The organism is Streptomyces sp. NPDC056738, assembly GCF_042790435.1.
Classification (GTDB): domain Bacteria; phylum Actinomycetota; class Actinomycetes; order Streptomycetales; family Streptomycetaceae; genus Streptomyces.
In genome coordinates this window covers 163,593-177,105 of record NZ_JBHTZF010000006.1, presented here as the reverse complement: position 1 = coordinate 177,105, position 13,513 = coordinate 163,593, and the positions used below count along the sequence as shown (strand labels likewise).

At 71.2% G+C, this 13,513-nt stretch carries 13 protein-coding genes and 2 pseudogenes; 7 read left to right on the top strand and 8 right to left on the bottom strand.

Annotated elements, in window-relative coordinates; all coding sequences use genetic code 11:
• The first annotated feature begins 71 nt into the window (after positions 1–71).
• Complete coding sequence (mptB, locus tag ACFRIC_RS17890; protein ID WP_382786446.1) at positions 72–1,478, top strand: polyprenol phosphomannose-dependent alpha 1,6 mannosyltransferase MptB; 1,407 nt, start codon at positions 72–74, stop codon at positions 1,476–1,478.
• Positions 1,475–2,518, top strand: a pseudogene (locus tag ACFRIC_RS17885) (glycosyltransferase family 87 protein); the annotation flags it as partial. The gene mptB and the pseudogene ACFRIC_RS17885, both read left to right, overlap by 4 nt.
• A gap of 224 nt (positions 2,519–2,742) precedes the next feature.
• On the opposite strand, the gene ACFRIC_RS17880 reads toward ACFRIC_RS17885, so the two are convergent.
• From ACFRIC_RS17880 to ACFRIC_RS17870, 3 genes are all read right to left on the bottom strand, one after another.
• Complete coding sequence (locus ACFRIC_RS17880) at positions 2,743–4,047, bottom strand: D-alanyl-D-alanine carboxypeptidase family protein (protein ID WP_382786443.1); 1,305 nt, start codon at positions 4,045–4,047, stop codon at positions 2,743–2,745.
• Positions 4,048–4,247: 200 nt separating this feature from the next.
• Complete coding sequence (gene rho, locus ACFRIC_RS17875) at positions 4,248–5,390, bottom strand: transcription termination factor Rho (RefSeq protein WP_382786440.1); 1,143 nt, start codon at positions 5,388–5,390, stop codon at positions 4,248–4,250.
• A gap of 578 nt (positions 5,391–5,968) precedes the next feature.
• On the bottom strand, positions 5,969–6,784 hold the full coding sequence (locus ACFRIC_RS17870) for a DUF2785 domain-containing protein (RefSeq protein WP_382786438.1): 816 nt from the start codon (positions 6,782–6,784) through the stop codon (positions 5,969–5,971).
• Positions 6,785–7,357: 573 nt separating this feature from the next.
• Here ACFRIC_RS17870 and ACFRIC_RS17865 point away from each other — a divergent pair.
• The 3 genes and pseudogenes from ACFRIC_RS17865 to ACFRIC_RS17855 all read left to right on the top strand — a co-directional run.
• A complete protein-coding gene (locus ACFRIC_RS17865; RefSeq protein ID WP_382786435.1) occupies positions 7,358–7,519 on the top strand; it encodes a hypothetical protein in 162 nt (53 codons plus the stop codon).
• 14 nt (positions 7,520–7,533) lie between these two features.
• Entirely contained in the window at positions 7,534–7,665 is a 132-nt protein-coding gene (locus ACFRIC_RS17860; protein WP_382786432.1) for a helix-turn-helix domain-containing protein, read from the top strand.
• Positions 7,664–7,783: pseudogene (locus ACFRIC_RS17855) on the top strand (IS256 family transposase); the annotation flags it as partial. The gene ACFRIC_RS17860 and the pseudogene ACFRIC_RS17855, both read left to right, overlap by 2 nt.
• Here ACFRIC_RS17855 and ACFRIC_RS17850 read toward each other — a convergent pair.
• The 5 genes from ACFRIC_RS17850 to ACFRIC_RS17830 form a co-directional block, all read right to left on the bottom strand.
• Entirely contained in the window at positions 7,767–8,234 is a 468-nt protein-coding gene (locus ACFRIC_RS17850) for a hypothetical protein (RefSeq protein WP_382786430.1), read from the bottom strand. The pseudogene ACFRIC_RS17855 and the gene ACFRIC_RS17850 sit on opposite strands and share 17 nt — an antisense overlap.
• 188 nt (positions 8,235–8,422) lie before the next feature.
• Positions 8,423–8,899, bottom strand: coding sequence for a DUF6924 domain-containing protein (locus ACFRIC_RS17845; protein ID WP_382786428.1), 477 nt, complete (start codon positions 8,897–8,899; stop codon positions 8,423–8,425).
• A gap of 90 nt (positions 8,900–8,989) precedes the next feature.
• The gene (locus tag ACFRIC_RS17840) at positions 8,990–9,481 is read right to left on the bottom strand and encodes a hypothetical protein (protein ID WP_382786426.1); all 492 of its coding nucleotides are present in this window, start codon (positions 9,479–9,481) and stop codon (positions 8,990–8,992) included.
• 277 nt (positions 9,482–9,758) lie between these two features.
• Positions 9,759–10,556, bottom strand: a complete 798-nt coding sequence (locus ACFRIC_RS17835) for a carbon-nitrogen family hydrolase (protein ID WP_382786423.1) — start codon at positions 10,554–10,556, stop codon at positions 9,759–9,761.
• Between the two features lie 191 nt (positions 10,557–10,747).
• Positions 10,748–11,197 (bottom strand): MarR family winged helix-turn-helix transcriptional regulator, encoded by a 450-nt coding sequence (locus tag ACFRIC_RS17830; RefSeq protein WP_382786420.1) that lies wholly within the window; start codon positions 11,195–11,197, stop codon positions 10,748–10,750.
• A 131-nt stretch (positions 11,198–11,328) separates the two neighbouring features.
• On the opposite strand from ACFRIC_RS17830, the gene ACFRIC_RS17825 reads away from it, so the two are divergent.
• Positions 11,329–12,162 (top strand): alpha/beta fold hydrolase, encoded by an 834-nt coding sequence (locus ACFRIC_RS17825; protein WP_382786417.1) that lies wholly within the window; start codon positions 11,329–11,331, stop codon positions 12,160–12,162.
• A 78-nt stretch (positions 12,163–12,240) separates the two neighbouring features.
• Complete coding sequence (locus ACFRIC_RS17820; protein ID WP_382786415.1) at positions 12,241–13,494, top strand: cytochrome P450; 1,254 nt, start codon at positions 12,241–12,243, stop codon at positions 13,492–13,494.
• Positions 13,495–13,513: the final 19 nt, after the last annotated feature.

Here is a 13,513-nt window from a genome sequence, read left to right as displayed (position 1 = left end):
CGGACCCCGTCAGGAGAGCGCCGCGTCGCCTTCCGGCCACTCGGCGTTGACACGCTTGCGGAGTGTTGGCCATGGCTTTCCCCGTCGATCTCCGCCGCTGCCAGGCTCTGGGCCTGGCCGGTACCGCCGTTCTCGCCCTGGGCGGCGAGACCGCCGGGGCCCTGCCCGCACGGGACCTCCTCGCCCCCGGGTCCGGGAGGGCCGTACTCGGCCTGGTGGGGGTGTACTTCGGCGTCGTTCTGCTGATAGCCGCCTGGGCCCTGCTGGGCACCGTCGTACGCGGGCCCGAACCGCCGACTCCGCGTGCCCTGCTGCTCGTTCTGGCCACCTGGGCGGCGCCGCTGCTGCTCGCGCCACCGCTTTTCAGCCGGGACGTCTACAGCTATCTCGCGCAGGGCGCCATGGTCGACGCGCACATCGACGTCTACGCGTACGGCCCCGCGCAGCTCGGCGGGCCGCTCGCCGACGAGGTGGCACCGGTGTGGCAGAGCACGACGACGCCGTACGGCCCGGTCTTCCTCGCCGTCGCCCGCGGACTGTCCTCCCTGACCCGCGGGGAGATACCGGCCGGACTCTTCGGCATGCGTATGGTCGCCCTGCTCGGTGTCGCCCTGATGGCGGCCGCCCTGCCCCGCCTCGCCCGGCACAGCGGCGCCGACCCGGCCGCCGCGCTGTGGCTGGGCGCGCTGAACCCCCTGGTCCTGCTGCACCTGGTGGCCGGCGCGCACAACGACGCCATCATGCTCGGACTGCTCGGCGTCGGCCTGGTGGCGGCGCGCGGCCGCCGGCCCGTCGTGGGCATCGTCCTCGTCACCCTCGCGGCCCTCGTCAAGGCGCCCGCCGCGCTGGGCCTGGTGGCGGTGATCGCGCTGCGCGGGCGCGGCCAGGGACGCCTGGGCATCGCACGTGCCACGGCGACCACCGTCGTGGTCGCGGCCGCGACGACTGTCGCCGCGACGGCGGTCGCCGGCACGGGTTACGGCTGGATAGCCGCCCTCAAGACCCCCGTCTCGCCGCACAACTGGTCACCCACCAGCGTCCTCGGGCGCGTCACCGGCGCCCTGCTCCAGAAGCTCGGCAGTGGCCTCGCGCCGTTCGCGATGCCCGCCTGGCACGCTGTCGGACTCGTGGCGACCGTCGGGCTGCTGCTGTTCATATGGCTGCGGCTGCGCCCGCACCCCGTCTACGCGTTGGGCCTGAGCCTGGCCGCGGTCGCGGTGTTCGGTCCCGCGATCCGGCCCTGGTACGCGTTGTGGGGCCTGTTCCTCATCGCGGCGGCCGCGCCCACCGGTTCGGTGCGCGGACGTGTCGCGGCCGCCAGCGCGGTACTCGCGCTCGCGGTGCTGCCGAGCGGTTCGCCGGCGGACGGCGGACAGGTGATCCTCGCCGTCTCCGGCGGGCTGCTCGCGCTCGTCGTGCTCTGGCAGGCCCACCAGGCGGCGCAGCCGCAGGCACCGGGACTGGAGCGGACGGCATGACGGACGACACGGAACACGGCGCGGACCCGGGCGGGGCGAGACGCACGGGGGAGACCAACGGGGCGATCGGGACGAGGGCCATGAACGCGCGGAGCACGACGACGGGGACGACGCGAGCACGGACAACGGCCGGCGGGCGGGGCCCCGCCGGATGGGCGGCGCTGCTGGGCACCGACCGCCGGCGCTCCCTGCTCGTCCTCGGACTGGCCGTCGTCGTCGGCGTGTTCACGGCCACCGTGCCGCTCCTGCGCGACTGGTTCGACCTGCGCGTCTACTACGGGGCCGTCGACACCTGGGTCCACCACGGCGGCAGCATCTACGACTACCGGGTGCCGGGAACGACGTACGGATTCACCTACCCGCCGTTCGCGGCCGTCGGCATGCTGCCGATGGCGCTGGTCGGCCTCGGCACGGCGATCGCCCTCACCCTGCTCCTGAACCTCACGGCCCTGACCCTGGTCGTGGGCATCCTGATCGGGCCCGAACTGCGGCGCTACGGCTGGTTCGGCTGCGCTCTGGCGGCGTGCGCGCTGGCCCTGCTCGAACCCGTCCGCGACACCTTCAGCTTCGGCCAGGTCAACCTGGTGCTGCTCGCCCTCGTCCTGAGCGACGCCTGGCTGCTGTCGAGCGGGCGGGGCCGCTGGGCCGGCGTCGGGATCGGTCTCGCCGCGGCGATCAAGCTGACGCCCGCGCTGTTCATCGCGCTGCTGCTGATCGGCCGTCGCTGGCGGGCCGCCGGTGTCGCCACGGCCGTCGCCGCGGCGGCCACCGCGCTGGCGGCCTGGGCGGCGCCGGACGCCTCGCGCTTCTACTGGACCGACGCGTTGTGGGACACGACCCGCATCGGGCGCCTGGACTACGTCTCCAACCAGTCGCTCCAGGGGGTGCTGGCACGGCTCGTGGCACCGCAGGAGCCGAGCAGGGCCCTGTGGGCGACGCTGGCCCTGCTGGTCCTGTGCGTGTGGGCGTGGCGCACCGCGCGCGCCCTGTCCGACGACGACTGGATCACCGCCTTCGCCCTGACCGGGCTGGCCGCGTGTCTTGTCAGCCCGATCACCTGGGTTCACCACCTCGTCTGGTTGCTGCCGTCCTTCGCCGTACTGCTGCGGCGGCGCCGGCTGCGGATCGCGGCAGTCCTGTACGCGGTGCTGTGCAGCAGTGTGGTGTGGCTGTGGTTCGACGACGCGTCCGGCCTCGACGGCTTCCTCGGCAGCAACACCTATACGTGGATCACGCTCGGGCTGCTGCTGTGGCTGCCGGTGGGTCAGCCGCGCCCGGAACGGGCCGCACGGGCCGCCTTGAGCCGCAGGCCCAGGGCGACGCCCGCCGCGCCCAGGACGGCGGCACCGGCGATCTCGGCCGCGCCGGACCAGCCGAGTCCCTCGTCCTGAGAGGGCGCGGCGGCCGACCGCGCGCTGCTTTCGGGACGTGCGCCGGCCGGGGGCCGGGCGGTGGCCGCGGGTCCGGCGGCGTGACCGGGTCCGCGACCCGGGTGCGGGGCGGACCGGGCGGGGGCTGAGGGGGCGGCCGCGGGAACGGCGGGCGCGGCGGGCAGCGTCCCCACGGGATCGACCCGGCCGGCCGCCGCGAAGCCCCAGTCGAGCAGCGAGCGCGCCTCGTCGTAGACGGTCACTCCGCCGCCCGCCTGAGGGTTCATCACCGTCACGACGAGGGTGCGCTTGCCGTGCTTGGCCGCGGCGACCAGCGTGTTGCCCGCGTTGGTGGTGTAGCCGTTCTTGACCCCGATCAGACCGGGGTAGCGCTCCACCCCCTTCGCGCCGGTGAGCAGCCGGTTGGTGTTCTGGATCCCGTACGAGGAACCGGCCTCGCCGGGGAACATCGCCTCGGCCGTGGAGCAGTACCGGGCGAAGTCGGGGTTGCGCAGTCCGTCCCGTCCGAACACCGCGAGGTCGTACGCCGACGAGACCTGACCGGGTGTGTCGTAGCCGTCGGGCGAGACGACGCGGGTGTCGTTCGCGCCGAGGGCACGGGCCTTGGCCTGCATCTGGGCGGCGGTGCTGGCCCAGCCGCCGTTCATCGAGGCGAGCACGTGCACGGCGTCGTTGCCGGAGTTGAGGAAGACACCGCGCCACAGGTCCGCGACGCGGTAGGTGATCCCCTCGGCCACGCCGACCATGCTGCTGCCCGCGCCGATGCCCTCCAGCTCCCGCTCCCTGACGGTGTGCAGGGTGCTGCCGGGCAGTGTCGGGAGGACGGTGAGGGCGAACAGCGTCTTGAGGGTGCTCGCGGGCGGCAGTCTGCGGTGGGCGTTGTGCGCGGCGAGGATGTCGCCGGTCCGGGCGTCGGCCACCAGCCAGGACAGCGCGGAGACGTCCTCGGGGACGTCGGGTGCGCCGGGCCGGGGCCGTACCTGTGTCCCCGGCTGATCCAGCGACGAACGGGGCGGCGCGGCGGGCCGGGGTGCCCCGGGGAGCGCGCCGGCGAGTGCGGTGGCCGGGCTCTGCGCCGCTGCCAGCAGACCGGCCGCGCAGACGGCGGAACAGGTCAGGGCGGCCCGCGTGACCGCGGAGCGCGCGGCGACAGTCCGGAATGAGAATCCGATGGTCATACCGCAAACGTAGGAACGGACGCGGGACACGCCGGGGTGGCCGGGCCGAGTGGCGTCATCCAACACCCGGATGCCGCAGGCGCGGGGGCGGGGCGGCGGGTTCGGCTGGATGCGGCGCGGGGGCCAGAGGGGCGGGGGCTGGGCGTGGTGCAGGGGGGCGCAGGGGCGGGACGAGAGAGTCGGCTGGATGTGGCTCGGGGTCAGGACGGCAGGGTCGGCTGGACGCGGCGCAGGAAGGTCGCGTTGTCCGGGGTGGCGCGCAGTCGCTCCAGGAGCGTCTCCAGCCCCGACTGGCCGTCACGCGTCAGCAGGGCCCGGCGCAGCCCTCGTACGGCGGTCGACTCGGATCCCGACAGGAGGAGTTCCTCGCGGCGGGTGCCGGAGGAGGTGATGTCGGCCGCGGGGAAGACCCGCCGGGCGGCCAGGTTCTTGTCCAGCCGGAGCTCCATGTTGCCGGTGCTCTTGAGCTCCTCGAAGAAGTAGTCGTCGGCACGGGAGCCGGTCTCCACCAGCGCGGTGGCGAGGATGGTGAGCGAGCCGCCCTCCTCGGCCAGGCGCGCGGCGCCGAAGAACCGCTTGGGTCCCTGGAGCGCGGCGGCGTCCACTCCGCCGCTGAGGGTGCGCCCGCCGGAGGCGGCCGCGTTGTTGTGCGCCCGGCACAGCCGGGTGAGCGAGTCGAGCAGGATCACGACGTCCTGGCCCGCTTCGACGAGCCGCTTGGCCCGTTCGACGACGAGCTCGGCAAGCGCGATGTGCTCCTTGGGCGTCCGGTCGAAGGTCGAGGCGTAGACCTCGCCGCGTACCGAGCGCCGCATGTCGGTGACTTCCTCTGGGCGTTCGTCGAGCAGCACCACCATCAGGTGGCATTCGGGGTGGTTGCCCGCCACCGCGGCGGCGATCTGCTGGAGCAGGACCGTCTTGCCGGTCTTCGGCGGGGCGACGATCAGGCCGCGCTGGCCCTTGCCGACCGGTGAGACCAGGTCCATCAGGCGTCCGCTCAGACCGCTCGCCGGGTGCTCCAGCCGGAGCCGGTCGCGCGGGTGCAGCGGGGTGAGGTCGCCGAACTGGCGGCGGCGCCGCCGCTCTTCGGGGCCGTGGCCGTTGATCCGTTCGACCTCGGTGAGGGTCCGGGGCCCGCCGCGTACCCCTTCCACGGCGTCGCCCTTGCGCAGGCCGTGACGGCGGATCAGCGCGGGGGAGACCTGGAGGTCGTCGGGTGAGGGCAGGAGGTTCGCGGAGCGGAGGTGCCCCTTTCCGTTGCCGTCGATGTCGAGGACACCGGCGACGGCGGTCCGGGCCTGGGGCCGCTCCTGTACCGGGGGGTGTTCGAGTGTGGTGGTCATGTGGGTTGTCCTCTCGGGGACGGGATCGCATGGGCATGCGTGAGGTAAGGGGGAGAGGCCGCTACGGGAGGGCGCGGGGCGCGCCTCGGTGCGGCGGGAACATCACCTCGGACACGACGGGGGGAATCCCCGGTGGTGTGCGGGAGGTGGTGCCGAGAAGCCGGTCCGTCCGTCGGGATCGACGGTGTGACGGCGGGAGAAATGAATTGGCACCGGCGCCTGAAGAAGGAGGCGTGCACGAGTGCTGTTCGCACTGTAGCACGGGTCGGAGCGGCGGGGACGTGATCCGCGTCTCGACGGAGCAAGGGCCCGGCGCACAGCGCCAGGCCACACGCCCCGGCGGACGAACGCCCGCACCACACGCCCACCACCCGGCGGCCACACGCCCTGCGTCTCCCGGTGGCCTCGATCCGCACGTCCGGCCGCCAGTCTCAGCGCCGGCCAGGTTCCTCGGTCCGCAGGGCCTGCGGCCTGATTTCACGTCGCGAGGAAATGGCCCCTGAACTGCGGGGGCTTGTACCTTTCGGGCGGCAGTCCGTCGAGATCATCGCTGGACCGGAACCACCTTGCGCCGCCTGTCAGGCGAGCCAGTGATAGGGCAGGCGGAGGATGGTGGCCACTTCTTCGGCAACGACGGCGGCGTGGGAAGGAACCCCTCCCTCGGCGAGGCCGCGGGTCAGATGCAGATGCAGCGACTGGAGGGTCGCCATCGTGTTGAACGCCCACGGAGGCACCGGACCGTAACCGCCGCCCTCCAGCGCCTTGGTCACCACGCTCAGCCACCCTGTGGCCTGCTCGGCCGACAGGCCGGGCACGAGCAGGATGCGGCCGATCGCCCGGGCCAGACGGGCATCCTCCATCTGTACGTATCGGTAGTCGACCGCAGCCGTCATCCGGCGGGCACACAGCTCCAGCAACTCCGCTCGCCGCTCCGGCAACGCCTGCGCGAACGCCGCGGCCGCGTCGGCGCCATGGGCGACGGCGTGCAGCCAGCCCAGGGAGTCGTCCCAGCCACGGGTGTCGCGCTCAGCCGGATACCAGGCGGTGAAGGGGGCATACCAACGCTCGGCGGCGGCTCGCGGCACGGCGCCGCGGGCAGCGACTGCGCGCGCCAGCACGCATCGCAGGACGAGCGGCGCGAACGTCCGCGCCTGGATCTCGGGATGCGTGAAGCGACCCGCGGCCGTGTCCCCGAGGTTCTCAAGCACCTCATCGAGACAGCCGTCCTCTATCCAGCGCGCGGCGGCCGTGTACGCCTGATCATCGCGGATCTCGGGGTCAGGGGAGACAAGCATGGCCGACAGCTCGTCGCTGACCAGGGGTGCCGGAACGCCTTCAGGAAAGGGGAAGCCCTCGGCGGCGATCGACGACCAGGCGAAATGATCCGTAGGCATCACGACACCCTAATCACGACCCTCCGGTCGGGGAAGAGCTACCGGTGATCTTGGTGTGCCGCAGCCGAAAGGGAGGCAAGTCATAGCAGTTCAGGCTGCCTACGACTCGTAGCTGAACTTCCGACTCTTCGAGCCCCTGATCGTCCACTCCCTGCCGGCAACCCTGCAAAGCTCATGGCCATATATTCATCATCGCTGGTTCCGTGGGTTGGGAAATCGCCCCGGACGACGAGGAGTTTCGGACGATGCGAGTCAACCACCTTTGCCGCGGTGGTCGGTTCACAGGGCCGTCACGTCGGTGGGCCGGGGGTGGGGATGGAGAAGACGGTTTCCGAGTCCGTCAGGTACTCGGCGGAGTGCCCGGACTGCGGCGCGGAGATGGCGTGTTGGGGGACGCAGGCCCTCGTGGGCGGCCGCTTGCGGTGGGACGTCGATGCGACGTGTTCCGCCTGTGGATGCGCGATGGCCGTGTGCGGCGACGACGTACCGGCCGAACGGCGGGATCAGTTGCTCTCCGAGCACGGCTCCGCAAGTCTGCGGGTGAGTAGCCCTCCGGCCAAGGGTGTTGCCATCATGCGAGTGCTGCGATCCGAAGTCGGTGTCGACCTGACGAGCGCCAAGGACGTGGCTCGTCGCGTGGTGAACGGTGACTACTCAGGAACGCTTCCGGAGATGGAACACCTGGCCCGCAAACTGAGAGAGTCCGGCATCCCTGCTGCGGCGACACGCGCTTAGCCGGCTGCGCGGGGGTGGTGTCATCGCTGGACGAGCACCCGGACTGGGAGCAGACCCTGCGCGTGTACCTGCGGCACGGATACGACCGGCACCGGACCGCGGACGAACTTCGTCTGCACCCCATCAGCGTCGACTACCGCCTCTGAACTCCTGGCGTTCTACGACTTCCCGGCTGAGCACTGGGTCCACCTGCGCACGACGAATCCGAGCGAGTCGACCTTCAGCACGGTGAAGCTGCGGACCAAGGTCACCCGCGGCGCTGGCCGCCAACGCTGGCATCGATGTCTCGTCGGAAGTCCGACATGGGCCCGGTCACGTCGTACGTTCCTTCGCGGAACATGTAAACGGAGGGCCAGGCGTCGGCTTCTTCACGGAAGTAACCGCCGTAGCCAGGCTCGTCCACGTGCGGAGCCAGCAGTTCGAGGATCGCTACAGCCTCCTCCAATATGGCGTCCGGCCAGAGGACGCGGACGAAGAGTCCCCAGACATCACGAGAGCCCCGGGACTGGTGTACCAGGTGCGCGAGCTCACCACCGGCCAGGTGCGTGCTGCTGTCCGAATTTGGAGTCAGCAGGGGATGCGGGTACTCATCATTTCCGACAGGCTCAGGTCTGTCGGCGCGCAGGCCCATGTACCAGCGGAGTGCGTCAAGAACCGACTCAGGTGTGTCGTCCCTCAGGAAGCAAGTGAAGACCATCTCGTAGCGTATGCTCATGAGGACATCCTGCAGGCCGCCCGAAACTCGGCCCACCCCGGCCCGTGGTCGGACTCGGCTCACCCACAACTCTTGACTATTGCTCCAGTGATTTCCACGGTAAAGCGTCGCGGTCTTGTAGCGGGTGGCGATTCCATGCCACTGCCTTCCCCAGCATCTGGCTCTGTCCCCGTTTCCGAGAACTCTGTTCAGAAGGACCGGTAGATCCGCTCGGGATCATCGTGAGCCCATGCGGCGTACTCCTCGAAGCCCAAGTTGCCGATGTCCAGGTTGGCGTGGACGTCGTGGACTCCTGCGGGGGTGGTGCGGAACTCACGGCCGAACTCGGTCAGCTGCTCGTAGTCCTCGTCGTCCAGACAGTCCTCCCGCGTGAGCGTGGTGACCGCCAGCAAGGGGTGGCTCTCGGCCTGCATGGTTGTCCGGTCGGCGAGGAAGACAACGGGCAGGTTCTCGTCGAGGCGGATCGCATTCAGGGCCTCGTCGACGGTCGCTTCTGCCCAGGCCGGGTCATCTATGAAGTGGACGTGTGCCTCGTACGGCCTGTCCCCCCAGGGCTCCATCAGCGCCGCCGCCACGACCCGCCACGCCTGGTCGTCGTGGTAATCGGTCCTGACGACCAGGACGGCCAGCTCATCACGGCCGGTGACGGCAGGCAACGTTCTCATGGATCCTTCTCCTCAGTGACGGTCGGTGGCCGTGACCGGCTGTCGACGACAAGGCGCCTGGCCTTCCACCGCAGCCGACCACTCGGTCTGTCAGGTGTCGTACTCGCCGCTCCACGGAGCCGAGAAGCCCAACCCATCCGGATAGAGCTCAGCCCAGTCGTGCTCGCCGTCCTCGTCCTCGGCATGGCACTCCGTGATGAGGCCGAAGACCACACCGTCAACGGTGAGCTGGAACGGCTGGATCGCGATGTCGCAGTACTCACGTTCTGCGAGATTGGCGAGGACGTCGGCCAGCCGGGTTCGCGCGCGGGCAACCACGGAGCGCTCGTCATACGGCCGCTTCATCTGCTCTGCCCAAGTCCCGGCGCACCAGATGTCGGAGCCCTGATGGCGCCCGTCGTCGTCGAACCTGTGCAGCACGACGAAGAGCCGCTTCTGCTCCTCCCAGCCGTCCCCCCTCACGAACCCGTCTGGGAACGCGTAGGTGACCGAAGCCAGGAACTGGCCGTCGCTGAACCGTCCGATGGCGCTCGTTCGGTAGCCCGGCTCATGGGCGATGGGGATGATCTCAGGGACAGCCATGCCCGCACCCTAAACAGCAGGTGAGCCCCGCTTCTCACGGGGTCTGAAATCGGAGACAGGCCTTCGCACGTTGGATGCCGGTGCGGGTTGGTTCTCCGGCCTCGCCCGCCACGCCTGCAGGAGATCCTGCAGGGAAGTCGCCGGCTACGCGATGCAGGCACACGTCACCGCTGCGGACGGCTGTGCGGGCGTAGCGCGGTCCGGTGTGAAGTCCACGGCCAACCCCTCGGTGATGAGCCTTCGCAGTGCCCTCGCTCGGTATGGCCCGCGGCCGGATTCAGCGCCGCCCAGGGGCCTCGATGGCCAGCACGCGGTCGCGCAGGACCGGGAGTTCGGAGCGCATCAGCGCCACCTGGGCCATGTCGAGGTCCACGGTCAGGGTCTCCTCCGCCGTGCGGGCCTCGCCCAGGACGGTTCCCCAGGGGTCGACGACCACGCTGTGGCCGCCCTGACGCATGCCGCCGTGCGTGCCGGTCGCGCAGCACGCCAGGAGGAAGACCTGTTCCTCCAAGGCCCTTGTGCGGGTCAGGAGTTGCCAGTGGGTGAGCCGGGCTGCGGGCCACGCGGCGGGGATCACGATCAGCTCCGCGCCCGCGTCGAGCAGGCCCCGGAAGAGTTCGGGGAAGCGCAGGTCGTAGCAGATGGCGAGGCCGATCACCCCGAAGTCGGTGGGCACGGTGACGATGGCGTCGCCCCCACCCATCAGGGTCGCCTCACCGGTGTCGAACCCGTACCGGTGGATCTTGCGGTAACACCCCCGCAGTTCACCGGTCCGGTCGAAGAGCAGTGCCGTGTTGTACAGCGTCCCGTCCGTGTCCCGTTCGACGACGGATCCGGCGTGCAGCCAGACTCCGGCCTCGCGTGCGGCGGCGGACATGGCCGCCGCTGTGGGGCCGTCGAGGCCCTCGGCGTCCTGCTCCCAGCGGTCGTACGCCCACGCGCCGGCCGCCCACAGCTCCGGCAGGACCACGAGGTCGTCGCCCGCCCGGGCGCGGACCAGCGAGGCCGCCCGGTGACGGCGCTCGTCCGCGGAGTCCGCGTCGTCCACGGAGAGCTGTATCAGCGAGGCGCGCATGCCGGTCACCTCCGGGACCGCACCCGGGCGATCCAAGGAAACGTGTCCCTACGAGCGTAAGGAGGCGGGTGCGGTTTCCGCTTCCCGTGGCGGGGCGCCTCCGGGTCTCCGGGCCGGTCTCCCCGGTCAGGTCAGGCCCGGTCAGGCCCGGTCAGGCCCGGTCAGGCCAGGTCAGGCCAGGTCAGGCCAGGTCAGCGCAGGCGCCCCAGGACGTCGGGCGACAGCCGTTCGGCGAGCTGTTCCAGGAGGGCGACCGTCTCGGCGATCTCCGCCTCGTCCTCGGTGCCGAGAGCGGCGCCCAGCGCGGCGTCGACCGGGGTCGCCGCGACCTCGGCCCGGCGCCCGTCGACCTCGGGGTTGCGCCGGATCAGGGAGCGGCGGCGGTCGGCGGGGTCGGTCGCGGTGAGGACCGAGCCCGCCTCCTTGAGGCGGGCCACGCAGGCCGAGACGGCGCTCTGCGGCATGCCTGTGCGGACGGCGACCTCGCCGACCGTGGTGTCGGGGTTGGCGTACACGTCCAGCATCACGATCAGCATGGACCGGGTGCTCGTGGACCGGCGGCCGACTCCCTCTGCGGGGATGGCCTCCTCGCCGATCTTCATCAGGGTCCGGCCCAGCAGGAAGAGTTCCGCTCCGTTCATGGCTCCAGATCGTATCAAGCCAGATGTATCAGAGATGATACATCTAGCTTGATGCATCAAAAATGATGGATTATGTTCGGGGGGACGCGACGCCGAACGGTGTCCGCGATCGACCGCGTGAGGAGCCCGTCATGCAGGAAACCCGTACCGGCTCACTGTCCGTCCCCGGCGCCGCCCTCCACTACGAAGTGCGCGGCGAGGGGCCCCTGTTGCTCGTGTCGCAGAGCGGCGAGGGCGACGCCAACCGCAGCGACGCGCTGGTCGACCACCTCGTCGACGCGTACACGGTGGTGACGTACGACCGGCGCGGTCTGTCCCGCAGCGTCCTCGACGACCCGGCCCGCGGCGCCACGCTCGACGAGCACGTGGACGACGTGGACCGACTGCTGGCCCATCTCGCCGACGGGCCCGCCCTGATGCTCGGGTGCAGCATGGGCGCCGTCATCGGGCTCCGCCTCGCCCGGCGACGCCCCGAGCGGCTGAGCGCTCTCGTCGCTCACGAGCCGGCCATCCCCGGCATGCTGCCCGAAGCCGAGAAACTGCGCGCGCGACGGGAGCTGGACGAGATGCGGGAGGTCTTCCGCAGGGACGGCTGGATCGCCGGGGTGCGCAGGATCGGCGAGATCCTCGGCATCGACCCGGCCCGCCAGGACGTCGAACCGGGCGCCAGAATGGCCCCGTTGGACGCGTCCCGCGAGGCCAACTTCACCTTCTTCATCGCGTACGACGCCGTGACCATGAGCCGGGCCGAACTCGGGCGGGACGAGATCGCGGCGCTCCGCGAGGGGCCGGTCCGCATCGTCCCCGCGGCCGGGCACACCACGCCACGCCAGGTGTTCGACTACCGCTGCGCCGAGGAACTGGCCGCCGGACTCGGCGTCGCGCCGGTCCACTTCCCCGGTGGCCACAACGGCAACCTGACCCACCCGAAGGGCTTCGCCGAGGTGCTGCGCGCGCTGCTCTGAGCAGGCACAATCGATCGTCGTACGGGGCCTGTTGGCGTCGTACGACCGTCAACTCGGCCCAGCAGCAAGGAGAGCACGGTGGACACGTCGTCCGTCACACCGCACCGCCTGGACCCCGCGGGCGGCTGCCCGCACGCCGACAACGCGCGGCTGCTCGCGCGGGGCGCCGTCGCGACGGTGGAGCTGCCCGGTGGGGTGGAGGGCGCGGTGGTGCTCGGGCACGAGGCGCTGAAGGAGTTCCTCGCCCACCCGGACGTCGCCAAGGGCGCCCAGCACTTCACGGCCCTGCGCGAGGGGAGGATAGCCGCGGGCTGGCCGCTCATGACCTTCGCCACCGTCCAGGGGATGACGACCGCGGACGGCGACGACCACCGGCGGCTGCGATCCCTCGTCAGCAAGGCGTTCACCGCGCGCCGTGTCGAGCAACTGCGGCCCCGCGTGGAGGAATTGACCTCCGAGCTGCTCGACGGCCTGCACGCGGCGGCCGAGGCGGGCGGGGGAGTGGCCGACCTGCGCCGGCACTTCGCGCTCCCGCTGCCGATGAGCGTCATCGGGGAACTCCTCGGCGTCGACGCCGAGTACCGCGACCGGCTCCACCATCTGACGAACCAGGTCGTCGCCACCGACATCGGTCCCGAGGAGGCCGTCGCCGCCAACCGCGAACTGGTCGCCGTGCTCAGCGCCGTCGCGGCCGCCCGCGCCGAGAACCCCGGCGACGACCTCACCAGCGCGCTGATCGCCGCCCGGGACGAGGACGGCGACCGGCTCAGCCAGCAGGAACTCATCGGCACCCTCGTGCTCATGATCATCGCTGGGCACGAGACCACCCTGAACCTGATCACCAACGCCGTACGGGCGCTGTGCGGACACCGCGACCAGCTCGACCTGGTCCTCAAGGGCGAGGCGAGCTGGGGGGACGTCGTCGAGGAGACCCTGCGCTGGAACGCCCCCGTCAGCTACTTCCCCTTCCGCTACCCGGTACGGGACCTGACCGTCGACGGGACCGTCATTCCCCAGGGCACGCCCGTCCTCGCCGGCTACACGGCCGCGGGCCGCGACCGGTCGGCCCACGGGCCGGACGCCGACCACTTCGACGTCACCCGCCCCGGGCGCCCCGACGCCGTCCGCCACCTCTCCCTCGGGCACGGCGCCCACTACTGCCTCGGCGCGCCGCTCGCCCGGACGGAGGCCACCATCGCCCTCGAACGGCTGTTCACCCGCTTCCCCGACCTGGACCTCGCCGTGTCCGAGTCGGAGCTCACCCAGCAGACCAGCTTCGTCGGCAACAGCGTCCAGGTCCTTCCCGTGCGGCCCGGCACCTCCCGCGTCTGACGGTCTTCGGGAAAAAGTT

Coding starts and splice junctions, on each gene's coding strand:
- mptB (WP_382786446.1), top strand. CDS start 72: ATGGCTTTCCCCGTCGATCTCCGCCGCTGCCAGGCTCTGGGCCTGGCC.
- ACFRIC_RS17880 (WP_382786443.1), bottom strand. CDS start 4,047: ATGACCATCGGATTCTCATTCCGGACTGTCGCCGCGCGCTCCGCGGTC.
- rho (WP_382786440.1), bottom strand. CDS start 5,390: ATGACCACCACACTCGAACACCCCCCGGTACAGGAGCGGCCCCAGGCC.
- ACFRIC_RS17870 (WP_382786438.1), bottom strand. CDS start 6,784: ATGCCTACGGATCATTTCGCCTGGTCGTCGATCGCCGCCGAGGGCTTC.
- ACFRIC_RS17865 (WP_382786435.1), top strand. CDS start 7,358: ATGCGAGTGCTGCGATCCGAAGTCGGTGTCGACCTGACGAGCGCCAAG.
- ACFRIC_RS17850 (WP_382786430.1), bottom strand. CDS start 8,234: ATGAGCATACGCTACGAGATGGTCTTCACTTGCTTCCTGAGGGACGAC.
- ACFRIC_RS17845 (WP_382786428.1), bottom strand. CDS start 8,899: ATGAGAACGTTGCCTGCCGTCACCGGCCGTGATGAGCTGGCCGTCCTG.
- ACFRIC_RS17840 (WP_382786426.1), bottom strand. CDS start 9,481: ATGGCTGTCCCTGAGATCATCCCCATCGCCCATGAGCCGGGCTACCGA.
- ACFRIC_RS17835 (WP_382786423.1), bottom strand. CDS start 10,556: ATGCGCGCCTCGCTGATACAGCTCTCCGTGGACGACGCGGACTCCGCG.
- ACFRIC_RS17830 (WP_382786420.1), bottom strand. CDS start 11,197: ATGAACGGAGCGGAACTCTTCCTGCTGGGCCGGACCCTGATGAAGATC.
- ACFRIC_RS17825 (WP_382786417.1), top strand. CDS start 11,329: ATGCAGGAAACCCGTACCGGCTCACTGTCCGTCCCCGGCGCCGCCCTC.